This is a genomic window from Streptomyces sp. NPDC033165, from assembly GCF_055577965.1.
The window spans coordinates 344,741-367,200 of the sequence record NZ_JBVIPK010000004.1 but is presented as its reverse complement, the minus strand read 5'-3'; the positions used below and the strand labels follow the sequence as shown (position 1 = coordinate 367,200).

At 71.3% G+C, this 22,460-nt stretch carries 16 protein-coding genes; 9 read left to right on the top strand and 7 right to left on the bottom strand.

Annotated elements, in window-relative coordinates:
- Nucleotides 1-96 precede the first annotated feature (96 nt).
- Entirely contained in the window at nucleotides 97-1,125 is a 1,029-nt protein-coding gene (locus tag ACZ5WC_RS12730; RefSeq protein WP_468540800.1) for a DUF4349 domain-containing protein, read from the top strand.
- A 51-nt stretch (nucleotides 1,126-1,176) separates the two neighbouring features.
- Nucleotides 1,177-2,565: an FAD-dependent oxidoreductase gene (locus tag ACZ5WC_RS12725; RefSeq protein ID WP_468540799.1), complete on the top strand. Its 1,389-nt coding sequence runs from the start codon at nucleotides 1,177-1,179 to the stop codon at nucleotides 2,563-2,565.
- 29 nt (nucleotides 2,566-2,594) lie between these two features.
- Here the strand turns inward: ACZ5WC_RS12725 and hemE are convergent, their stop codons facing one another.
- Nucleotides 2,595-3,692, bottom strand: coding sequence for a uroporphyrinogen decarboxylase (gene hemE / locus ACZ5WC_RS12720; protein WP_468540798.1), 1,098 nt, complete (start codon nucleotides 3,690-3,692; stop codon nucleotides 2,595-2,597).
- A 91-nt stretch (nucleotides 3,693-3,783) separates the two neighbouring features.
- Between hemE and ACZ5WC_RS12715 the strand changes: the two genes are divergently transcribed.
- The 6 genes from ACZ5WC_RS12715 (at nucleotide 3,784) to ACZ5WC_RS12690 (ending at nucleotide 10,575) form a co-directional block, all read left to right on the top strand.
- Nucleotides 3,784-4,443, top strand: a complete 660-nt coding sequence (locus ACZ5WC_RS12715) for a DUF3000 domain-containing protein (RefSeq protein WP_468540797.1) — start codon at nucleotides 3,784-3,786, stop codon at nucleotides 4,441-4,443.
- A gap of 255 nt (nucleotides 4,444-4,698) precedes the next feature.
- Nucleotides 4,699-5,361, top strand: a complete 663-nt coding sequence (locus ACZ5WC_RS12710) for a response regulator transcription factor (protein WP_003965521.1) — start codon at nucleotides 4,699-4,701, stop codon at nucleotides 5,359-5,361.
- A gap of 114 nt (nucleotides 5,362-5,475) precedes the next feature.
- Nucleotides 5,476-6,750, top strand: a complete 1,275-nt coding sequence (locus ACZ5WC_RS12705; RefSeq protein ID WP_468540796.1) for an HRDC domain-containing protein — start codon at nucleotides 5,476-5,478, stop codon at nucleotides 6,748-6,750.
- A gap of 47 nt (nucleotides 6,751-6,797) precedes the next feature.
- Nucleotides 6,798-7,154 (top strand): hypothetical protein, encoded by a 357-nt coding sequence (locus ACZ5WC_RS12700; RefSeq protein WP_468540795.1) that lies wholly within the window; start codon nucleotides 6,798-6,800, stop codon nucleotides 7,152-7,154.
- A 68-nt stretch (nucleotides 7,155-7,222) separates the two neighbouring features.
- Nucleotides 7,223-8,449 carry a thiolase family protein gene (locus tag ACZ5WC_RS12695; RefSeq protein WP_311122005.1) on the top strand — a complete coding sequence of 409 codons (1,227 nt, stop codon included), beginning with the start codon at nucleotides 7,223-7,225 and terminating at the stop codon, nucleotides 8,447-8,449.
- The gene (locus ACZ5WC_RS12690) at nucleotides 8,446-10,575 is read left to right on the top strand and encodes a 3-hydroxyacyl-CoA dehydrogenase NAD-binding domain-containing protein (protein WP_468540794.1); all 2,130 of its coding nucleotides are present in this window, start codon (nucleotides 8,446-8,448) and stop codon (nucleotides 10,573-10,575) included. Before ACZ5WC_RS12695 ends, ACZ5WC_RS12690 begins: the two co-directional genes overlap by 4 nt.
- 80 nt (nucleotides 10,576-10,655) lie before the next feature.
- Here ACZ5WC_RS12690 and ACZ5WC_RS12685 read toward each other — a convergent pair whose 3' ends face one another.
- From ACZ5WC_RS12685 to ACZ5WC_RS12660, 6 genes are all read right to left on the bottom strand, one after another.
- On the bottom strand, nucleotides 10,656-11,954 hold the full coding sequence (locus ACZ5WC_RS12685) for a phosphodiester glycosidase family protein (RefSeq protein WP_468540793.1): 1,299 nt from the start codon (nucleotides 11,952-11,954) through the stop codon (nucleotides 10,656-10,658).
- Nucleotides 11,951-12,691: an Ig-like domain-containing protein gene (locus ACZ5WC_RS12680; protein WP_468540792.1), complete on the bottom strand. Its 741-nt coding sequence runs from the start codon at nucleotides 12,689-12,691 to the stop codon at nucleotides 11,951-11,953. Before ACZ5WC_RS12680 ends, ACZ5WC_RS12685 begins: the two co-directional genes overlap by 4 nt.
- On the bottom strand, nucleotides 12,688-13,464 hold the full coding sequence (locus tag ACZ5WC_RS12675; protein ID WP_468540791.1) for a rhamnogalacturonan acetylesterase: 777 nt from the start codon (nucleotides 13,462-13,464) through the stop codon (nucleotides 12,688-12,690). Before ACZ5WC_RS12675 ends, ACZ5WC_RS12680 begins: the two co-directional genes overlap by 4 nt.
- Nucleotides 13,464-17,963, bottom strand: a complete 4,500-nt coding sequence (locus tag ACZ5WC_RS12670) for a bifunctional glycosyltransferase/CDP-glycerol:glycerophosphate glycerophosphotransferase (RefSeq protein WP_468540790.1) — start codon at nucleotides 17,961-17,963, stop codon at nucleotides 13,464-13,466. The genes ACZ5WC_RS12675 and ACZ5WC_RS12670 overlap by 1 nt, the downstream gene beginning before the upstream one ends.
- Nucleotides 17,960-19,147 carry a CDP-alcohol phosphatidyltransferase family protein gene (locus ACZ5WC_RS12665; protein WP_468540789.1) on the bottom strand — a complete coding sequence of 396 codons (1,188 nt, stop codon included), beginning with the start codon at nucleotides 19,145-19,147 and terminating at the stop codon, nucleotides 17,960-17,962. The genes ACZ5WC_RS12670 and ACZ5WC_RS12665 overlap by 4 nt, the downstream gene beginning before the upstream one ends.
- Nucleotides 19,148-19,359: 212 nt before the next feature.
- Nucleotides 19,360-20,952, bottom strand: coding sequence for a PLL family lectin (locus tag ACZ5WC_RS12660; protein ID WP_468540788.1), 1,593 nt, complete (start codon nucleotides 20,950-20,952; stop codon nucleotides 19,360-19,362).
- Between the two features lie 300 nt (nucleotides 20,953-21,252).
- On the opposite strand from ACZ5WC_RS12660, the gene ACZ5WC_RS12655 reads away from it, so the two are divergent.
- The gene (locus tag ACZ5WC_RS12655; RefSeq protein ID WP_468540787.1) at nucleotides 21,253-22,341 is read left to right on the top strand and encodes an LCP family protein; all 1,089 of its coding nucleotides are present in this window, start codon (nucleotides 21,253-21,255) and stop codon (nucleotides 22,339-22,341) included.
- Nucleotides 22,342-22,460 lie beyond the last annotated feature (119 nt).

Below are 22,460 nucleotides of genomic sequence, written 5' to 3'. Positions count from 1 at the left end.
CCGACCGTGACCGCTTCGAAACCGCCGGCCGGCAACCGGCTCCGGGGGCGCCGCGTCGAACCGGCACGATCAACCACCGTCCTGGGGGGACTGGTTATGACAAGGAAGACCGATCGATCCGTGGCCCGGCCGCCTGCCGCGCCGCGCGCCCGGCGGGGGTACGGCCGCGGCCGGGCGGCGCTCCTGGCCGGGGTGCTCGGCGCGCTGCTCGCCGTCGGCGGCTGCGGGGCGGGCGACGCCTCGGACAGCGGCGCGAAGACAGCGGACAGCGAGTACGCGGGGCGGGAGAAGGGGAGGGAGGACCTGTCCGAGGAGCAGGCGGGGGCGGGCGCCGAGGACGGGTCCATGGCGTCGGAAGCGCCGGCGGACGGCAAGGCTGCCGGGAGGAAGGCCCCAAGGCCCGGGGCCGCGGCCACCCACGTCATCCGTACGGCCACGCTCTCCGTCGAGGTCAAGAGCGTGCCGAAGGCCGTCGCCGCCGCCCGCAGCACGGCGGAGGGCGCCGGTGGCCTGGTGGCGACGGAGAACACCGAGCGGATGGACGACACGTACGAGACCTCGCGTCTGGTGCTGCGGGTGCCGCAGGACCGGTTCCAGGAGGTGCTGCGCACCCTCGCCGGTTCCGGGAAGCTGCTGTCGCGCACCTCCGACGCGAAGGACGTCACCGACCAGGTGGTCGACGTGGAGAGCCGGATCGCCACGCAGCGCGCGAGCGTGGCCCGGGTGCGGGAGCTGATGGACAAGGCGGAGCGGATCAGCGATGTGGTGACCCTGGAGGGAGAGCTGAGCAGCCGTCAGTCCGACCTGGAGTCGCTGCTCGCCCAGCGGGCGAGCCTGAAGGACCGCACCTCGCTGGCGACGATCACGCTGGACCTGACGCCGCCGGACGCCCCGGGCGACGACGGGGAGAAGGAGGACCCGGGCTTCCTGGACGCGCTGGGCGGCGGCTGGGACGCGTTCGTGGCGATGCTCCGGTGGATCGCGGTGGCGTTCGGGGCCGCGTTCCCGTTCCTGACCACCGCGGCCCTGGCGCTGATGGTCTGGCGGGTGCTGCGCGCCCGGCGGGCGGCACGCAGGGTCCCGGCAGCTCCCCGGCCCGAGGCGGAGGGCACCCCGGCGCCCTGATCGCCGTAGCGTGGCCCCTGACGCGGCTGAACTCGGCGAAAGGGACCCGGTATGGCAACGGAGCGACTGGTGGTCGTCGGGGGTGACGCGGCGGGCATGTCCGCCGCGTCACAGGCCCGCAGGCTGAAGGGGCCGGAGGCGCTGGAGATCGTCGCCTTCGAGCGCGGCCACTTCACCTCGTACTCCGCCTGCGGCATCCCGTACTGGGTGAGCGGTGACGTGGAGCGGCGCGAGGACCTGATCGCCCGTACCCCCGAGGAGCACCGGGAGCGGGACATCGATCTGCGGATGCGGACCGAGGTGACGGAGCTCGACGTGGCGGGGCGCCGGGTGAGGGCGCTGGACCGGGAGAGCGGGACGACGTACTGGACGGGCTTCGACAAGCTGGTGATCGCCACCGGGGCGCGTCCGGTGCGCCCGGAGCTGCCCGGTATGGACGCGCCCGGGGTGCACGGGGTGCAGACCCTGGACGACGGGCAGGCCCTCCTGGACTCGCTGGACGCCCTGGGCTCCGGCACGCGGCGGCGGGCGGTCGTGGTGGGCGCCGGGTACATCGGCGTCGAGATGGCCGAGGCGATGCTCAAGCGGGGCTTCGAGGTGACCGTCCTCAACCGGGGCGAGCAGCCGATGGCGACGCTCGACCCGGACATGGGACGGCTCGTCCACGAGGCGATGGACGGCCTGGGCATCACCACGGTCAACAGGGCGGCGGTCACCGGCATCCTCACGGGTCCCGACGGCCGGGTGAGCGAGGTGGCGACGGACGCGCGGACGTATCCGGCGGACGTGGTGGTCCTCGGCATCGGCGTCGAACCGGAGACGGCGCTCGCGCGGGAGGCGGGTCTCCCCGTCGGCCCGCACGGCGGACTGCTCACCGATCTGTCGATGCGGGTGGTGGGCCACGAGAACATCTGGGCGGGCGGCGACTGCGTGGAGGTCCTGGACCTGGTGGCGGGCCGCACCCGCCACATCGCGCTGGGCACCCACGCCAACAAGCACGGCCAGGTGATCGGTTCCAACGCCGGGGGCGGCTACGGCACGTTCCCGGGCGTGGTCGGTACGGCGGTGAGCAAGGTCTGCGATCTGGAGATCGCCCGGACCGGGCTGCGCGAGAAGGACGCCCGCGCGGTCGGGCTGCGCTATGTCACGGCGACGATCGAGTCGACACAGCGGGCGGGTTACTACCCGGGGGCGAAGCCGATGACGGTGAAGATGATCGCGGAGCACCGTACGGGACGGCTGCTCGGGGTGCAGATCGTCGGGCGCGAGGGGTCGGCGAAGCGCGTGGACGTGGCGGCGGTGGCGCTGACGGCCGGGATGACGGTGGAGCAGATGACCGCGCTCGACCTGGGCTACGCTCCGCCGTTCTCACCGGTGTGGGACCCGGTGCTGGTGGCGGCCCGCAAGACGGTGGCGGCGGTGCGGGGCGCGGGGAGCTGACGAGGCCCCCGCGCCCGGGGCACCTCGGGTCAGCGTGCGGTCTGCTCGTGCACGTACTGCACGAGCCGGGTGAGCGCGTCCGGGTCCATGGACGGCATGACGCCGTGGCCCAGGTTGAAGATGTGGCCCTCAAGCCCGGCGGCCTGGTCCAGCACCTCGCGGGTCTTCGCCTCGACCGCCGGGGTGGGCGCGAAGAGCACCGCCGGGTCGAGGTTGCCCTGGAGCGCCTTGCCGGGGCCGACGCGGCGCGCGGCCTCGTCCAGCGGGACCCGCCAGTCGACGCCGACGACGTCCGCCCCGGCCTCGCCCATCAGGCCGAGGAGTTCGCCGGTGCCGACGCCGAAGTGGATGCGGGGGACGCCGTAGGGGGCGACGGCGTCGAAGACCTTCGCGGAGGCGGGGAGCACCGAGCGGCGGTAGTCGGCGGGGGCCAGGGCCCCGACCCAGGAGTCGAAGAGCTGGACGGCCGAGGCGCCGGCCTCGATCTGGACCTTGAGGAAGGCGCCGGTGATCTCGGCGAGCCGGTCGACGAGGTCGGCCCAGAGCTGCGGGTCGCCGTACATCATGGCCTTGGTGCGCTCGTGGCTGCGCGAGGGGCCGCCCTCGACGAGGTAGCTGGCGAGGGTGAAGGGGGCCCCGGCGAAGCCGATGAGCGGGGTGGCGCCCAGCTCGGCGGTGAGCATCCCGATGGCCTCGGTGACGTACGGGACGTCCTCGGGGGTGAGGTCGCGCAGTCGGGCGAGGTCGGCACGGGTGCGGATCGGCTCGGCGATGACGGGGCCGACTCCGGGCTTGATGTCGAGGTCGATGCCGATGGCCTTCAGCGGCACGACGATGTCGCTGAAGTAGATCGCGGCGTCGACCTTGTGGCGGCGTACGGGCTGGAGCGTGATCTCGGTGACCAGCTCCGGCATCATGCAGGAGTCGAGCATCGCGATGCCCTCGCGGACCTTCAGGTACTCGGGCAGGGAGCGCCCCGCCTGGCGCATGAACCAGACCGGCGTGTGGGGCACGGGTTCGCGCCGGCAGGCCCTGAGGAACGCGGAGTCGTGGGTGGCCGCGCGGCCCGCGTCGTGGCTGGCGGAGGTCGTCGTCTGCTGGCCCGAAGGGCTGTCGTTGGCGCTCACGCACAGAATCTTCGCACGCACGCGAAGGAGCCCGGCCCCGCACGGGTGTCTCTCCCTGCACGAGGCCCGCGTTCCCTTTACCCTTCCCGGCATGGCTCCGGCTCAGGGACAATTTTCCGATCATTCCGATGGCGTTGACAGCAAGGAGAGCGCGCAGGGGCCTTCCGTGCCGCCCGCGTTCCGCGCGGCGGTCGACGCACTGCGCTCCGCCCGGCTGCGCCCGGAGCTGGAGGTGGAGCCGACCAGGCCGCCCCAGCGCCTCGCGCCGCACGCGTATGCCCTGGAGGCGGCGGTGGTGGACGGGGAGGACGATCTCGCGGACGGCAGGCTGGTGCTGCTGCACGATCCGGCGGGGCACGACGCCTGGCAGGGGGCCTTCCGGCTGGTGACGCTGGTGCGGGCGGAGCTGGAGCCGGAGATGGCGGCGGACCCGCTGCTTCCGGAGGTGTGCTGGACCTGGCTGACGGGTGCACTGGACGCGCGGGGGCTGTCCTACGGGGAGGCCGGCGGGACAGTGACGCGCGCCGGATCGCACTACTTCGGTGCGCTGTCCGCGCGCCGTCCGGCGACGCAGATCGAGATCCGGGCCTCGTGGACGCCCCGGGAGGGGCGCGGCGGGGTGCCGGACGCGGCGTCGCACCTGATGGCCTGGGGTGATCTGCTGTGTCAGATCGCGGGTCTGCCGCCGTCCGACCCGACGGACGCGGCGGTGGTGACGCTGCCGCAGCGGCGCGGGCCGCAGGTTTCGTAGCGCTTCGTCATCCCGGCCACCCGCTTCGCCCTGGTGTTCGTAACGCTCCGTCACCCGTATCGCACAGCACCGGCTCTCTTTTCGTACAATCGATCGCGCGTCCTATTTGCCCGAATTGTTACTCACCAAATCGTGATCTTCCCCTAAAGGAGGACGGGTCCGCTGCCGAAGAGGTCAATGACCCTTCAAGCACGGTTTCGCCCCCGGCTTCATCCCCTGAGCCGGCCCGTCCCGCCACTCCCCCCAGGAGGCCTGGTGTCCGTTCTCCTTGAGCAGCCCGCAAGCCTGGTCGCCTACCGCCCGAACAAGCCGACGGCCATGGTCGTCGTGGCCGACCCGCGCGTCCGTTCCACCGTCACCCGCCATCTGTGGGCCCTCGGAGTACGTGACGTCATCGAGGCGTCGTCCATCGCGGAGGCCCGCCCCCGCGTCGGCAACCCGCGCGACATCTGCATTGCCGACGTCCACCTGCCCGACGGTTCCGGGCTGACCCTGCTTTCCGAGACCCGAGCCGCAGGCTGGCCGAACGGTCTCGCCCTCTCCGCCGCCGACGACATCGGCGCCGTTCGCAACGCCCTCGCGGGTGGCGTGAAGGGCTACGTCGTCACCGGCACCCGAACCAACATCGGCCACCCCACCCGCCCCGGCGTCGCCCCCATCGGCGCCAACGCGGCCCGGATGCACCGCAGGCCCCCCGGATCCCCGAGCCACCCGGGCGGCTACCGCGAACTGTCCGGCCGCGAAGTGGAGGTGCTCCGCCTGGTCGCCGAGGGCCAGTCCAACAAGGCCATCGGCGTCTCGATGGGCCTCTCCGCCCTGACCGTCAAGTCCCACCTCGCCCGGATCGCCCGCAAGCTGGGCACCGGAGACCGCGCCGGCATGGTCGCCGTGGCCCTGCGCACGGGCATCATCCACTGACCCCACCCCGCCGGGACGTGCACCGATGCGCCCCCGGCTGGAATATGCGCATGGCCACCCGTCGACGGAACGTTCCGTCGACGGGTGGCGCGTATACACCTATACCCTTGAGGCGTGACCGACGCCCAAGAGACCGCAGCAGACACTTCACTGCGAACCACCGGGGGCGCTCCCCCGGACGACGTCGCCCCGGCGCCGATCCCCTTGCTCGAACCGCGCGAGGGCATTCCCCCGGTGGTGACGTCCGACGACGCCCTCGCCCGGGTGATCGCCGCATTCGCCGCGGGCACCGGCCCGGTGGCCGTCGACGCCGAACGCGCTTCGGGGTACCGCTACGGCCAGCGCGCCTATCTCGTACAGCTGCGCCGCGAGGGCGCCGGCAGTACACTGGTCGACCCGGTCGGCTGCCCCGACCTCTCGGGCCTCGGTTCCGCACTGAGCGACACCGAGTGGATCCTGCACGCGGCTACCCAGGACCTGCCGTGCCTGCGGGACATAGGCATGACCCCCACCTCGCTGTTCGACACCGAGCTGGCCGGACGGCTCGCGGGCTTCCCGCGCGTCGGCCTCGGCGCGATGGTGGAGAACGTCCTCGGTTACGCCCTGGAGAAGGGCCACTCCGCGGTCGACTGGTCCACCCGCCCGCTGCCCGAGCCCTGGCTGCGCTACGCCGCGCTCGACGTGGAGCTCCTGATCGACCTGCGCGACGCGCTGGAGAAGGAGCTGGAGCGGCAGGGCAAGCTGGAGTGGGCCCGGGAGGAGTTCGACGCCATCGCATCCGCGCCGCCGGCCCCGCCCCGCAAGGACCCCTGGCGCCGGACCTCGGGCATGCACAAGGTGCGCCGCCGCCGTCAGATGGCGGTCGTCCGCGAGCTGTGGACCACCCGTGACCAGGTCGCCCAGCGCCGCGACGTCTCGCCGGGCAAGGTCCTCGGCGACGCGGCGATCGTCGAGGCCGCGCTCGCGCTGCCGGTCAACGTGCAGGCCCTGACCGCGCTGCCGGGATTCGGCCACCGCATGGGCCGCCGCCAGCTGGAGCAGTGGCAGGCCGCCGTGGACCGGGCCAGGGCGCTGCCGGAGTCGGAGCTCCCGCAGCCCGGCCAGCAGCCCGCCGGGCCGCCTCCCCCGCGCTCCTGGGCCGACAAGGACCCGGCCGCCGCCGCCCGGCTCTCGGCCGCCCGCACCGCCGTCTCGGAGCTGGCCGAGCGCCTCCACATGCCCCAGGAGAACCTGATCACCCCGGACACCGTGCGCCGGGTCTGCTGGGAGCCCCCGGCGAACCCCACCCCGAGCGCCGTCGAGGACACCCTCGCCGGATACGGGGCGCGGAACTGGCAGATCCAGCAGGTCGCACCCCTGCTGCTCCGGGCTCTGGACACCGGCGCCTGATCCCGTACACACGCGCCCCCGGACACCCCCCGGCCGACGGCCGGGGGGTGTTTCACTTCTCCGGCCGGAACGAGGACGGCGACGGAGCCGGACTCGTCGACAAAGCGGAGGCGGACGGCGACGCAGCGTATGCGTCGGCGGTGCGGATGCGCGTCGCCGAGGGGCGAAATCACGCCAGGTTGCCGGCGCTCCTGCCGGCGGCCGGAGGCGCTCCGGTGATCGACTCGCACGGGAGCGACCGGATCTTCGCGGCGCTGCGGCGCGCGCTGGGCCTCCGCCTCGAACCGCTGGTCCTGATGGCCGCCGAGGTGCCCGCGAGGCGTCGCACCGGCCGCCGTCCCGGTGTGACCTTCGACGCTCCGGCCGTGGGGGGTGGGCAGTCTGGTTACCCGCAAGTAGCATGATGGGCAGGCGGCGCGCCCCGTGGCGTGCCCCGCAGCAGTGCCATCCCGCACCCTGGAGGAGAGCCACCGTGCCTCGTACCATCCGGGACGTCGTCTTCGTCGACGGCGTCCGCACCCCGTTCGGCAAAGCGGGCCCCAAGGGCATCTACCACGAGACCCGCGCCGACGACCTCGTCGTGAAGGCCATCCGGGAGCTGCTGCGCCGCAACCCGGACCTGGACCCCAAGAAGATCGACGAGGTCGCCATCGCCGCGACCACGCAGATCGGTGACCAGGGCCTCACGCTGGGCCGTACCGCCGGAATCCTGGCCGGTCTGCCGCAGTCCGTCCCGGGCTACTCGATCGACCGCATGTGCGCGGGCGCGCTGACCGCCGTCACCTCGACGGCCGGTTCCATCGCCTTCGGCGCGTACGACGTCGTCGTGGCCGGTGGCGTCGAGCACATGGGCCGCCACCCGATGGGCGAGGGCGTCGACCCGAACCCGCGCTTCGTGTCGGAGAAGCTGGTCGACGAGTCCGCCCTGTTCATGGGCATGACGGCGGAGAACCTGCACGACCGCTACCCCACGATCACCAAGGAGCGCGCCGACGCCTACGCGGTGCGCTCGCAGGAGAAGGCCGCCAAGGCGTACGCCAACGGCAAGATCCAGCAGGACCTGGTACCGGTCTCGGTGCGCCGCACCAACGCCGAGGCGGGCGAGACGGGCTGGGGCCTGGTCACCGCCGACGAGCCGATGCGCCCGGGCACCACGATGGAGTCCCTCGCGGGCCTGAAGACCCCCTTCCGCGCCCACGGCCGGGTGACGGCCGGTAACGCCGCGGGGCTCAACGACGGCGCCACCGCCTCGCTGCTCGCCGCCGAGGACGTCGCAGTCGAGCTGGGCCTCCCGGTCAAGATGCGCCTGGTCTCCTACGCCTTCGCGGGCGTCGAGCCGGAGGTCATGGGCTACGGCCCGATCCCGGCCACGGAGAAGGCGCTGGCCCAGGCCGGTCTGACCATCGACGACATCGGCCTCTTCGAGATCAACGAGGCCTTCGCCGTGCAGGTGCTCGCCTTCCTGGAGCACTACGGCATCGCCGATGACGACGCCCGCGTCAACCAGTACGGCGGCGCCATCGCGTACGGCCACCCGCTGGCCTCCTCCGGTGTCCGGCTCATGACGCAGCTGGCCCGGCAGTTCGAGGAGCAGCCCGAGGTCCGCTACGGCCTGACGACGATGTGCGTCGGCTTCGGCATGGGCGCCACGGTCGTCTGGGAGAACCCGCACTTCAACGCTGACGGAGGCAACAAGTGAGCTCCACCACTGAGCTTCTGAAGGGAGCGGCCGAGCTGTTCCCCGGCGAGGTCGTCACCCAGGCGCACGTACGCCACCTGGACCTGCCGTACGGCGCCGGGCGGTTCGCGCTCATCACGCTGGACAACGGCCTGGACCACACCAAGCCGACCACCTTCGGACCGCAGTCGCTGGCGAACCTGAACGCCGCGATCGACCAGGTCGAGAAGGAGGCGTCCGAGGGCACCATCACCGGTGTCGGCATCACCGGCAAGCCGTTCATCTTCGCGGTCGGCGCCGACCTCAAGGGCGTCGAGCTGCTGAGCCGTCACGAGGACGCGCTGGCCATCGGCAAGGGTGGCCACGACGTCTTCCGCCGCCTGGCCGGCCTCGCGGTCCCCACCTTCGCGTACTACAACGGCGCGGCCATGGGCGGCGGTGTCGAGGTGGGTCTGCACTGCACCTACCGCACCGTCTCCAAGGCGCTCCCGGCGTTCTCGCTGCCCGAGGTCTTCCTCGGTCTGGTCCCCGGCTGGGGCGGCTGCGCGCTGCTCCCGAACCTGATCGGCGCCGACCGCGCGGTCTCGGTGATCATCGAGAACTCGCTGAACCAGAACCGTCAGCTCAAGGGCAAGCAGGTCTTCGAACTCGGCATCGCGGACGCGCTGTTCGAGGGTGCGGACTTCCTGGAGCAGTCGCTCGTGTGGACCGCGAACGTGCTCAAGGGCTCGGTCACGCCTCAGCGCGCGGAGATCGACCGCGGTGAGGCCTGGGACCAGGCCGTCGCCCGCGGCCGGGCCATCGCGGACTCCAAGGTGCACGGCGCGGCCCCGGCGGCGTACCGCGCGCTGGACATCATCGCGGCGGCCAAGGACGGCGACCTGAGCGCCGGCTTCGACGCCGAGGACCAGGCGCTGGCGGACCTGATCATGGGCGGTGAGCTGCGCAGCGGCATCTACGCCTTCAACCTGGTCCAGAAGCGCGCCAAGCGCCCGGCCGGCGCCCCGGACAAGAACCTGGCCCGCCCGGTCACCAAGGTCGGCGTCGTGGGCGCCGGTCTGATGGCCAGCCAGCTGGCGCTGCTGTTCCTGCGCCGCCTTGAGGTCCCGGTCGTCCTCACGGACATCGACCAGGAGCGCGTCGACAAGGGTGTGGGCTACGTCCACGCCGAGATCGAGAAGCTGCTCGGCAAGGGCCGCATCAACCAGGACAAGGCCAACCGCCTCAAGGGCCTGGTCTCCGGTGTCCTCGACAAGGCCGAGGGCTTCGCGGACGCGGACTTCATCATCGAGGCCGTCTTCGAGGAGATCGGCGTCAAGCAGCAGGTGTTCGCGGAGGTCGAGGCGGTCGCCCCGGCGCACGCGATCCTCGCCACCAACACCTCCTCGCTCTCGGTGACGGAGATGGCGTCGAAGCTGAAGAACCCCGAGCGGGTCGTCGGCTTCCACTTCTTCAACCCGGTCGCGATCCTCCCGCTCCTGGAGATCGTCCGCGGCGAGCAGACCGACGACGCCTCGCTGGCGACGGCGTTCGGCGTGGCCCGCAAGCTGAAGAAGACCGCGGTCCTGGTGAAGGACGCCCCGGCGTTCGTCGTCAACCGCATCCTCACCCGCTTCATGGGCGAGATCCAGAACGTCATCGACGAGGGCACCCCGGTCGAGGTCGCGGAGAAGGCCGTCGAGCCGCTCGGCCTGCCGATGTCCCCGCTGGTGCTCCTGGAGCTGGTCGGCCCGGCCATCGGCCTGCACGTCTCCGAGACCCTGAACCGCGCCTTCCCGGAGCGCTTCACGGTCTCCGAGAACCTCGCGGCGGTCGTCAAGGCGGGCAAGCGCGGCTTCTACGTCTACGACTCCGGCGCGCCGGTCCTCGACCCCGAGGTCGCCGCCCTCCTCAAGCAGGGCGACACCGTCCTCACCGAGGATCAGACCCGCGACCGCGTGCTCGACGCGGTGGCGCAGGAGATCGGCCTGATGCTGGACGAGGGCGTCGTCGCCGAGGCCCAGGACATCGACCTGTGTCTGATCACCGGCGCCGGCTGGCCCTTCCACCTGGGCGGCATCACGCCGTACCTGGACCGCGAGGGCGTCTCCCAGCGGGTGAACGGCAAGCCGTTCCTGGAGCAGGGCGTGGCGAGCGTGCCCGCGTAGTACGCACGGCAGGCGAACGGCCCGGCACACGTGGTGTGCCGGGCCGTTTCCGTGCGTGTGCTACCGGGCCGTTCTGGAGTTCACAGGGGTACGACGACGAGGGCGTCGGCGACCGCGCGCTCCCCCACCTCCGCGCCTTCGCCGGACCGGGGTCGGTTCCGGAGACGACCGTTCACGATCATGGTGGTGGAGCCCCCGCCGTCGAGGTTCATCGCGTCGTGGGCGCCCAGCGAGCGCATCAGCTCCGCCGCCTCGTCGAAGGTCGCCCCGACGCTGCCGCCGGGCTCGCGGCCGTCCACGGTGACCAGCAGCAGTGTGCCGTCCTCGGCGACCCCCGCCAGGGTCCGGGGGTGGCGCTGCCGCAGGGCCGTGGCCGCGACTCCGTTGGCCTCGATGTTGATGTCGGTCGCGCCGCCCCGCAGCAGTCGGGGGCCCGCCCCGAGCATTCCCGCCCCCTCCTCCGGGATGCGGCGCCCCGTCTCGTCGAAGACCTGCGAGTCGAGGGTCAGGACGGCGGAGCCGGCGGCGTGCCGACGCAGCCATGCCGCACCCTCCCCGATGCCTTGCAGGACGCGGCCGTGGGCGGGCACCGGTCCGGCGGAGCGACGCAGGTCGAGGACCCGGCCGTCGGCGGCCAGGACGGCTTCCACCACCTCGTCCCCGCCCGCGGCGGTGGCGGGGCCCCAGTGGGGCGTGAAGAGGACCAGCTCCCCGCTGTCCGTGCACAGCTGGTTGTGCACGGGACGGGTCATGGCGCGCCCCGTGCGCCGCAGGACGTCTCCTCCGATGCCGCCGCACCCGACGATCCGCCCCGGCACCCGGTTGACGCCGTCGACCGGGCGGCTCGTGCCGTCCGCGGTCGTCACCCGGGTCACGGACCGCGCTTCGACGATGCGCGGGCCCGCGCCCCGCACACCGAGCACCAGGGCGGTACGCCCGTTCGCCGCCTCGCTGAGCAGGGTTCCGTTCTCCATCAGGAGCCCGAGCGGGTCTCCGTCGTAACCGCTGAAGACCGCGCTCGTACGGATGTCGAAGAAGGACCCGTTGACGGCCGCGACCGCACCGGCGTCGCGGGCCATGGACCGTACGGTCCGCGCGGAGTCGAGCCGGTCGCCGTGCACCGGACTCACCCGCACCGGCGCCGAGCGGGCGATCGTCAGGACCTGGTGGCGCACCGGGCCCCCGGACATCCGCACCGTGCGCTCCGCATAGGTCACCCCAGGCGGCAGCGGGACGGTCGGCCTCCGTGGCGGTTCCGGCGGGCGGGAGGCTCCGGCGGACGGCCCCCGGGCGTCGTCGGCCGCCGGGGCGTCCGGGGAGCGGCACCCGCTCAACGCCCAGGCCGCCGCCCCGGCCGCCAGCAGCCGTCGCCGGTTCATCCTGTGTGGACTCCGGGGAACAGACCGGGAGTCAGGCCCACGTCGTCCCCGGCGTACACGGTCACCTCGGACCAGTTGCGCGTCCCGGCGGCGTTTTCGTAGCAGACGGAGAACCGGTCGTAGCCGGTGGCTCCGGGCACACCGGTGTAGGTGATGCTGCCGTCGGGCAGCGCGCTGACGCCCCCGTACTGGGGAAGCCCCACGCCCACCACCCGAAGGCCCGCCTCGGCCGCCTCCCGGTCGGGGCCGATGACCACCCGGCCCCCGGGCGGAATCGCGATGTTGCGGCCCGGGAGCCACGCGCGCCGCACCCAGAATCCGGCGTCGGTGATCTGCGCGGAGGACACCAGCTTCTCACCGGCGTACGAGATCACCCCGACGCACACCTTGGGCAGCAGGACCGCGCCTTCGGGGGCGTCGTCGGAGACCTTGAGGACAGCGGTCACGGCGCGGGGCTCGTTGCCCCGGGCGTAGGTCGCGTACCGCCCGTTGGGGAGGTGGCCGAGGCCCTGGAGGTTCGTCATCGTGGCGTGCTCCGCCACGATGTCGTCGAAGAGGTAGCCGTACGCCCGGTAGGGCCCGCCCGTCGGGGTCACCTGAAGGTGCAGGCAGATCTCCTGGCCGGGGACGACCGCGAGCGCGGGGTCCGTGTCGGCGTGCAGTTCCAGAACGGCCGACACCGTCGTGCGTTCGGGGTGAGCGACCTGAATACGTGCCAGCGGATGCCAGTCGTTCATATGACCACCTCCAGGGTCCGGGTGCGGGTGAGCTCGTCGAAGTCGTGGTCCTCCAGCCAGGCGACGCTGTCCTCAAGGACGTCAGGGCGTTCCATACGGGTGAAGTGGTCGGGCTCCAGCATGGCGCGGCCCTGGAGTTCACCGGCCACGAACCGGGCGCACTCGATCGCTCCGGCCGCCCGGAGGTGGGTGTGGTCAGCCACACCGTCGGGAAAATTGGGATGCTCCCCCGGCTCCAGGTGCAGGAAGATCCGCCGGGTGCCGTGCGGCCCCGCCCGCCGCCACCGCCGGACGCTCCACTCGTTGAGGTCGATCAGCGGTACGGAGTCCGTCTCCGCGATCTCCTTCATCGCCAGCGGGTACAGGCCGAGCAGCCGCCGCAGGTTGCCCTGCGCGTCGAAGACCCCGCGCTCCTGGCTGGTGACCAGCACGGGATGTGCCCCGCGGTCGCGTGCGCCGTCGACGCAGCGTCGGAGGTAGTGCTGGAAGTCGGTGAACGGCTCCGTGAAGCGTCCGGCGCAGCGCTTCATGTCGATGAGGCCGAACGAGACCAGCAGCAGATCGCCCGGGCGGGCCTCCCGCAGAATCCACGCCAGCCTGCCCCGCTCGACGAAGCTCCGCGAACTGGCCCCGGCCCGCGCGCAGTTGGTCACATTGACGCCCCTGAGGAAGAGCGGGAGCGCCTGGCCCCAGCCGGCCATGGGCGCGAGGCTGCGCGGCCGGCTCGTGACGCTGGAGTCACCGGCGAGGAACAGGGTGCGCGGGCGCGGCACTACGCCCACTCCCGGTGCCGGTCCGGCTCGCGGAACCCCGTCCCGCCGTCCGGTCCGATGCCGGGCATCGACCGTGACGTCGCCGGTGCGTCGGTCGCCCGGCTGCTCTCCACGGCCGATTCGAGTCCCTCGATGGCACGGAAGACCCGCTCCGAGTTGCTGGTGTCCCGGCGCCCGAAGAACGCGTCCACCCTGGCCCGGTACTGGGGCTCGACCGTGAAGTTGCGGTGCACCGTGTCGATGATCTCCCGGACGGTGGAGTCGACGTCACGGCAGACGGGGCCGAATCCGTCCCGCTCGAACTCGTAGTAGCCGCGCTTGTAGTGGTTGCCGTAGAAGTCCTCCTCGTCGAACGGCGTGTACACGATGGGCGTGCCCATGTACGCGACGTCGAAGAAGACCGAGGAGTAGTCGGTTACCAGCAACGAGCATTCGCGCATGGCCAGTTGGACGTCCCGCCCGTCACCGGTGACCGTGACGGAGGGGTGGTCGATGCGGAAGTGGTGCAGATAGGGGCGGATCTCGTAGTGCGGCATGAACTCCAGGTCCACACCGCACTGCTCCAGCACGGACAGGAGGCGTTCGTCGCGCAGCAGTGTGGAGAAGAACCGGAAGTACTCCGAGGCGGCGAACGGGATCTTCGCCTTGGCCGCCTTGTCGTACGAGGGCGCCACGATGTCCCGCCGCCAGGTGGGCATCAGCAGGATTCTCGGGCGTTCGGAGCGCACCGGCTTCAGCGCGTCGAACCGGGGGAAACCGGCTGCAGCGACGCGCGCGTAACCGTATCCGCAGTGCTCGGCGAAGTACGACCGCTCGGCCTGACCGACCGTCAGGAGCAGGTCCACGCTGGTGACCTGGTGATGGACCGAGGGCGCCACGTCGTTGTAGGTGACCCCGTGCTGGAGGAAGACCCGGCGGTAGTTGAGCAGGTCGCCGTAGCCGCGCAGGAAGGAGCTCTTGCTGAGCTCGGGGAAGCCGAGGTAGGCCTCCAGGTCGTAGGGGTTGATGAGCCGTTTGGCGTGCAGCAGATAGACGCGGTACTTGCGGGACGTCCGGTCCAGCACACGCCCGTACGGAGCGACCTTGGCGCGGTCCTTGGCGTCGCCGTTGATCGCGTAGTAGACCTTGCGGCGCGGGTGGTTCTCCCTGATCCAGCGGAACAGGTGGTAGGCGTTGTCCTGGGCCGTGTCGGCCCGCTCGCCGATGATCCAGATGTCCTTGCGGTGCAGCCGGGGATAGCTCAGCAGGTACGCCAGCCGGGTCCGCCAGCCGGGGCGGCCGGGCAGCGCGGCGCGGGCCTGGCGCAGCAGGTGCCAGATCCGGCCGCGCAGCTTCTGCCCGGCACCGGTGAAGTACCGGAACACCACGGAGTCGTCCGCACGGACACCGAGCCACAGCCGGTCGCTGCCGATGCGGCGCATGCCCTTGAAACGGTGGAGCATCAGCCGGGCGGCGACGGGGGCGTCGGTGTGGCGCTCGCCGTCGTGGAAGCGGAGTGAGACCGTCAGGTCGCGTCCGGAGAGCGGTGCGAGGACCGAGGGATCGGCGGAGGCGCGCCAGCCGCCGTACCAGTCGCGCTCCTTGCGGACACGCCAGCGGTCGCGGCGGTAGACCTGCTCCGCCTCGATGGCCACGGACCGGTTCCCGTCCGTGCAGACCAGCTCGAAACGGTTCGTGAGGAGCTGGGCGATGTCCACGCCGGTCAGCGTCATCACGCCTTCGAACTGCAGCTCGCCGTCGCGGTACCGGATGCTTTCGAGCACGCCGCGCTGCCGCTCCACCCGCAGCAGCCGGGAGGCCACCGGGTCGGCGGCCAGCTGCCGGTACATGCCCTGTTCGTCCAGCCGGACCCTGGGCTCGTAGTCCGCGCCGCCCAGCGGATCGCAGAAGAGCTCGAAGTTCCTGGTCCGAACGGCGTGGTGCTGCACCCGGGACACCGGGTGGACGACGTACTGGAGCAGCAGGTCCTCGGGCAGGCGGGCGTAGACGGCGCAGAGTTCGTCGAAGACCTCCGCGATCTCGGACCGGTTCATGATCCGGTGGAAGTTGCGCAGATAGGGCTGGTACGAGCGCACCACGAACCGGTGGATCAGCCGGGCCGAGGGCGCCTCGATCAGGTCGCCGAAGTCCAGCAGGAAGCGGTTCAGCCGCAGCCGCCGGCGGACCTTGGCCGGGTCGTTCCAGTCGACGTCGAAGAGCGAGTCGTTACGGGCGGGGTCGCGGTCGAAGTAGACGTAGCGGTCCACCAGGCTGAAGGAACGGGCGGCCAGCACGGCCACCAGGCTCAGCCAGACGTCGGCGAAGGGGCCGCCGTCCGCCGCCCTGAGCCCCTGGCCGCGCAGCAGCGAGACCCGGAAGAGCTTGTTGCCGAGGTCGGTCGAGAAGACCATGTGCGGGGCCTTCCTGACCAGGTCGGTCACCCCGCGCGCACCCTTGCCGAAGTACCTCTTCCACGGCTCGTCGGCGTTGCGCCGGGGTCCGGGGAAGGTGTCGTAGTTGCCGATCACCACGTCGATGTCGTGTTTGTCGGCCGATTCGGTGAGCTGCCTCAGACAGTCGGCCCCCAGGATGTCCCGGCCCCGTGCGAACAGCACGTAGGGCGCGGTGACCTGGGCCAGCCCCTGGTCGTACGCGAGGGCGGCGCCCCGGGCCGGGAGCCGCAGCACGCTCGCGTTGCGGTAGTAGGCCGCGAAGTTGTCCAGCAGTTCGGCCGTGCGGTCGGTGGAACCGTCGTCCGCGAAGATGACCTGGGTCTCGGCGAACAGGGACTGGGCGGCCAGCGAGTGCAGGAACTCGTACAGGTGGTGCTCGTCGTTGTGGCAGTGGACGACGACCGCCGCCCGGTAGGAGTGCAGGGCGGGCAGGGGCGGGGGCTCCTCGTTCCCCTGCCACCAGTGCCAGGGGGTCCCCCGGCGGGTGTCCTGCTGGGTGCGCTCCCGGGTCTCCGGCCGCAGGGCGACGTTGCCGCTGACGGTCTCGTACATCTCGACCGGGCCCGAGGGCGCCTGGTAGCGGTCGCGGGTGATGTCGAGGCCGTGCACGGCGACGGTCGTGGTGGCGCGCGCTCCGGCGTGGCGCACCTGGACGAAGAGGTTCCACACTCCGTCGTCGGCGGCCGCTCCGATGCTGGATGCGAGGTCGAGCACGGACTGGTAGTGGACCCGGTGGTCGTCGATCTCGATCGCGTTGACGGGGAAGACGTGGTCGCGTTTGGTGCTGCGCAGCCGCAGGACGGCCTTGAGCTCGACCTTTCCGTCGGCGGAGAACCTTCCGAACTGGTTCAGGATGAATCCGGAGAGGTGGAGCTCACCGTCCCTGATCTCCAGTTCCGTCGCCTGGTTGAAGAGCCGGGCTTCGCCCAGGGGCTTGCCGGTGAGTTCCAGGTCGGTGACGTCGAGGAAGCGCTCCGCCTGCGGGAAGTGCAGGAGCGATTCCGACCAGTAGACGCGGCCGTCCCGCTCGACCAGGTCCGAGCTGAGCACGCTGCGCCGCTGGCTGTAGTCCGAGACGGACAGCGCGAGGTCCACCCGCTCGTGGATGAGGCAGAAGGCCCGCACCCGCTCCATCACGCCGCACAGTTCGTAGACGGAGGGTTCGAGGGAGCGCAGATAGGGCGCCACGATGCCCGCGAAGGCCTTGCGGTAGCGCTCGTCGCCGGAGCGGAGCTCCCGGGCGTACAGATGGAGGTCGTGGGAGAGGAACTTCACCACCTTGTGGGCCAGGAGTTCCCGCTCGCCGACCTGGCGCAGGAACGCGTCCGTGTACTGGTGGACGGCGACCCGGTCCCGGATGCTGCGCAGCTCGCCCCGCCGGTTGGTGATGGAGGGGGCCGAGGAGTCCCGTTCCCACATCCAGCGGTAGACCGGGGCGGTGATGAAGGTGATCGAGGACGCACGGTAGTTGGCGAGCGTCGAGAAGTAGGTGTCCTCGTAGTACACGCCTTCGGGGAAGCGCACGCCGTTGTTGTGCAGGAAGTCGAGCCGGTACAGCTTGCCCGCCGCGATCGGGTCGTCGAAGAGCTGGGGCAGGGCGCGCAGCCCGGCGACGGTGCGCGGCGCGGTGTACAGCTGCGGCTGCCAGACGGAGGTCTCATCGGTGTTGAGGTTGACGCGCAGCGTCCGGCCGGCGGTGATGTCCGACCCGGTGGCCGCCGCCGAGGCGAGCAGTTCCTCGCAGCCCTTGAGCGGAAGCTCGTCGTCCGCGTCGAGGAACATGACGTACTGTCCGGTGGCGGCCATGATGCCGTCGTTCCGGGGAGCGCCGACCCCGCCGCTGTTCTCGGGGCGCTCGATGATCTGTACACGATGGTCCTGGGCGGCGAACTCCCTCGCCACCGTGAGCGTTCCATCGGCCGAGGCGTCGTCGACGACGATCACCTGGACATTGCGATGCGTCTGGGCGAGAGCGGACCGCAGGGCCCGGCCGAGGGTGGCGCTCGCGTTGTAGGCCGGAACCACCACGGAGACCGTGTACGCGGACGGGTCGACCGGGGAACTCATCGTACGGATCCTTCGTTTTCCACCCAGTAGGGCAGGGCCCTGAGCTGCTGGGTCTCGATGTCCTGCGCGTGCTGCGGGTACGGCTGGGGGTAGGGCTGGAACCCCAGGTCGTCGTCCTGCTCGGGCAGGGGGAACTGCCGGGTCAGGGTCTCCTGACGCGAGGGCTCGTCGAGGGCGGCGGGGCGGCGGTGGCGGCCCCGGTGCAGGTGCTCGGCGATGGTTCCCGCGCTGGGCGGCGTCGGGGCGAGCTCCTCCATGAGGCGGGTGAAGTCACGCGTGGAGAGCCAGAACTTGTACATGATGACGAGCTCGAAGGCTCCGAGGGCCAGGGCCGATATCGCCGTCGTCCACAGGATCTGGTTGATCAGCGGTGCGACGATGAAGATGAACATCTGGAATTCGATACCGCTGATCAGATGCGGCCGGATGCGGCTGCGCAGCAGGGCCTGGCGGAACCGGGTGTACCAGGGGAAGCGGTGCCGGAACTGCGCGTGCAGGTCGACGACCTCGCCCGTCTGCTGCTTGAGGACCTCGGCCTCCACGCCCGGGTTCTCCCGGAGCAGGTCCTCGATGAAGACGACCTTGGGCTGCTCGGGCTCGGGCTCGGCCGGACGGTGGGCGGCCGCGCGGGCTTCCCGCTCGGCCTCTTCCTCGTCCAGCCGCTGGCGTTCCAGCGTGACCTTCTCGATCTTCATGCGCATGGACATGCGCATCTTGTAGATCTGCAGGGCGTCGACGTACCGGAGCATGTCGAGGAAGACCACGACCAGGGCTGCCAGCAGGTAGAGCTCGTCGTGCGTGCGCAGGTACTGCCCGCCCATCAGGGCGAGCGCGCAGAACAGGACCCTGATGCGGTCGAAGACGTAGTCGAGCCAGCCGCCGAAGACGGTGCCGTTGCCCTTGAGCCGGGCGAGTTTGCCGTCGATGCAGTCGAGGATGAAGCTCAGGTGGTAGAGGCCCGCCCCGATCGCCAGCGACCAGGCGTCGCCCTTGAGGAAGAAGTACGCGGACCCGAGGCCCACGAAGAGAGCCGCCCAGGTGACCCGGTTCGGGGTGATGAACTTGAACTTCGCCATCCCGATCAGCATGCGGGTGGCGACCGGGTCGACCAGGAGAACCGTCCACCAGGCGTCGCGCTTCTTGCACGTCAGCTTCTGAACAGCTCTCAGCGACAGCTTCCCCATAACCCCTCAGACCTTGCGTACCGGCGAGCACGCCCCAGCGGCTTGCAAGAACACGCGATCAAGGGGGCATTCACATCGTGGGCACAGTTGCTTCACCCGTTGTCCACGTAAGTTTCAGGTCAAGACCATAGCAAGTTCAAAGACGATCTAAAACTGTCAATGGTTGTACGCGTGCGAACTGGATCGATCATTGATCCTGTATGACCGCTATGTCACCGAACCGTGATCCACGAGCCGAAGGCCAGCCCGCTCGCGCCCGGCTCCTGGCGCGCGACCCTCAGCCGGCCGTCGGCCCCCAGCAGGGTGATGACGGCCCGGCCGTACCCGTCGACGGCCACCGCGGGCGGCACCAGCGAGGTCTCCCCCGCGTCGAACCACCAGACGCCGCCCTCCGGCCGGCCGTCCTCGTGGGCTCCCACCGCGCACGACCCCGCGTGGCCCCACCTCGCCAGCACGGTGCAGCCCCAGCCCTGGATGTCCACTCCGGCGACAGCGGCGATCGGCCCGGCCCCGTCCGCGCCCCCCAGCCCCACCGGACCGCCTCCCGGCACCCCGGCACAGACCTCGTTGGTGGCCGCGTAGCGGAAGCGGACCGTACCCGCCTCGGGCGCCGCCGAAAGGCTCCCCGGATAGGGGCTCACCATGGGCTCCGCGTCCAGGGTCCACGCACCTTGCGGCGCCTCCTGGTGCCAGCGGACCGCCGAAGCCGTGTCCCTCGCCCGGGCCCAGATCTCGGCGCCGCCGAGCCGGCCGGGCAGCGCGATCAGCTCATCGGCGACGGCCATGCCCCGCAGGTGCTGCCACGCACTCCACTTCCCGTCAGGTGACTGGCGGCGGGTGCTGACGCCGTGTCCGAAGTTGCGCACGAAGACGTGCAGGTTTCCCGCGGTGTCGAAGACCGCCGCCGGGAAGCCCACCTCCCGCGCCTTGGCCCGGTCGTTGGCGTTCGGGTTGCCCACCGAATGCCACGGGCCGATGGGGCGTCCGCTCTGGTACTGCGTCGTGTGGACGATGTCGACATGCTCCTTGCCGTCGGCGCTCTTCCGGCGCCGCAGACCGATCAGGTGCGCATAGCCGTCGCCGTCCTGGAGCACGGTCAGCCCCGGCAGGAGGTCGGGGCCCTCCAGCAGTTCGGGGCCCGCCCAGTCGTCCCGCCCCGCCGTCCGCTCGGTCCAGCGCAGCACGCCCGCGGCGGACGGCAGATACGCGGAGAGTCGGCCGTCCGCGCCCCGGACGAGCCACCGCGTGGACCGGGGGTGGCGGGCAGCCGCCTGCGCCCCCAGCCGGGGATCCACCCCGGCCCGCCGGCAGTCGACGAAGACCGGCGCACCGCAGGTGCGCTGATACCTGCGCGCCGCCGCGATCGTGGCCCGTGCCACACTGCCCCGCAGCGGCGGCTCGGCGATGACCGGGCGCTTGGCCTCGGCGTCGAAGGCCACGTGCGCCGGATCGGGGTCCAGCGTCCGCACGCGCAACGGCCGCAGCTCGTGCAGGACGTCGAGCACCAGGGCTGTGATCTTTCCCACCTCGGCGTCGATGACCCAGGCGTCCCCCGCCACCCGGACACCCCTGCGTGCGGCGTCCTCCACGGCCCGGTCGAGGGCGGCGCGCTCGTCGGCCGTGCCGGGCTGGGCGCAGACGATGTGCACGGCGGCCCCGGGCTCCTCCCCGGCCAGCAGCGCAAGCGCGTCCGCCGGTGTGGCCACGACGATCGCCACCGCCTCGGAGCGGGCGGTCGGGGAGGTCCCCGACCCGTGCGGCGCCCTGCCCTCACGCCCGCCTCGGCGTCCCCCTCTGCGTGCCATGAGCCCGACGATCCCCTCTGGAGCGGAACCGGGCGTTCCGATGCATCCCGGCTCCCAAGAAGATATGCGCTCTCCCTTCCGGTCCAGAAATCTGTCTATAGTTCTCCAGCATCTGATTGATCCGAGCATGTTCGATCAACAGGTGTCCTCCTGCGGTCCTGCTGTCCCAGCATCCGAACCGTGGCGAGCATCCGCACGATCCCCTCCTGCGGCTTCGGCAGCCGATCCCCAAGGAGGGTCCGACACGCCTCAGTGGTTACCCCACTGACCCAGGGGCCCAGACGATGACGAGCTGTGTGTATGTCTGACGACTCCGACCTGCCCTCCCGCCGCAAGCCCAAGAGCCGCCGGGCCCCGAAGGCTCGTACCCGCGGGCAGCGCGTACGGCGAGGAATTCTCTTCACCCTGCTCGCGCTGGTGCTGGCCGCCGGAGGGACCGTCTACTGGCTCTACAGCCAGCTCGACGGCAACATCAAGGGCGTCGACATCGACAAGGCGCTCGGCGACGAACGCCCGGAGAAGCTCCCCACCGCCGGGCAGAACCTGCTGGTGCTCGGCTCCGACTCCCGGGCGGGCGCCGAGAACAAGGAGCTGGGCGGCGGCGGGGCGGTGAGCGGTGCCCGTTCCGACACGGCGATGGTCGTGCACATACCCGAGGGCCGCACGAAGGCGGTCGCGGTGTCCATCCCCCGCGACACGCTCGTGACCCGGCCCTCCTGCTCCGCGTCCGACGGCTCGGAACTCCCCGAGGCGAACCGGGTGATGTTCAACTCGGTGTATTCGCTGGCCGGTCCGGCCTGCGTCGTCAAGACGGTCGAGAAGATGTCCGGGGTCCGGATCGACCACTATCTGGAGATCAACTTCGCCGGGTTCAAGGACCTGGTCGACGCCATCGGCGGAGTCACCGTCGATGTCCCCCAGGACATCAACGACAAGGCCTCCGGCCTCAACCTCACCGCCGGACCGCACAAGCTCAACGGCACCGAGTCCCTCGCCTACGTCCGGACCCGGCACGGCATCGGCGACGGCAGCGACCTCGGCCGCATCGGCCTCCAGCAGCAGTTCCTGCTGGCGCTGCTGAGCGAGATCAAGTCGCAGGACCTGCTGGGCAGCCCGGCGAGTTCGTACAAGATCGCCAACTCGGCCACCAAGGCGCTGACCACCGACTCCGGGCTCGCCTCCCTGACCTCGCTCGCGGAGTTCGGCCGCTCGATGAACGGGGTCGACCCGGGCTCGATGGAGACGATCATGCTTCCGGTGGCGTACGACAAGCAGGACCGCAATCGGGTGGTCGCCGCCGAGCCGCAGGCAGGCGAACTGTGGGAGGCGATCCGCACGGACTCCACGATCCCCGAATCGGCCAAGAAGTCCCCGGCCACGGGCGGCTGACACCGGACCGGACCGGAACGACCGACGCGGGGGGGGGGGGGGGGGGGGGGGGGGGGGGGGGGAGGGGGAGGGGGGGGGGGGGGGGGGGGGGGGGGGGGGGGGGGGGGGGGGGGGGGGGA

Coding starts and splice junctions, on each gene's coding strand:
- ACZ5WC_RS12730 (WP_468540800.1), top strand. CDS start 97: ATGACAAGGAAGACCGATCGATCCGTGGCCCGGCCGCCTGCCGCGCCG.
- ACZ5WC_RS12725 (WP_468540799.1), top strand. CDS start 1,177: ATGGCAACGGAGCGACTGGTGGTCGTCGGGGGTGACGCGGCGGGCATG.
- ACZ5WC_RS12715 (WP_468540797.1), top strand. CDS start 3,784: ATGGCTCCGGCTCAGGGACAATTTTCCGATCATTCCGATGGCGTTGAC.
- ACZ5WC_RS12685 (WP_468540793.1), bottom strand. CDS start 11,954: ATGAACCGGCGACGGCTGCTGGCGGCCGGGGCGGCGGCCTGGGCGTTG.
- ACZ5WC_RS12680 (WP_468540792.1), bottom strand. CDS start 12,691: ATGAACGACTGGCATCCGCTGGCACGTATTCAGGTCGCTCACCCCGAA.
- ACZ5WC_RS12670 (WP_468540790.1), bottom strand. CDS start 17,963: ATGAGTTCCCCGGTCGACCCGTCCGCGTACACGGTCTCCGTGGTGGTT.
- ACZ5WC_RS12665 (WP_468540789.1), bottom strand. CDS start 19,147: ATGGGGAAGCTGTCGCTGAGAGCTGTTCAGAAGCTGACGTGCAAGAAG.
- ACZ5WC_RS12660 (WP_468540788.1), bottom strand. CDS start 20,952: ATGGCACGCAGAGGGGGACGCCGAGGCGGGCGTGAGGGCAGGGCGCCG.
- ACZ5WC_RS12655 (WP_468540787.1), top strand. CDS start 21,253: ATGTCTGACGACTCCGACCTGCCCTCCCGCCGCAAGCCCAAGAGCCGC.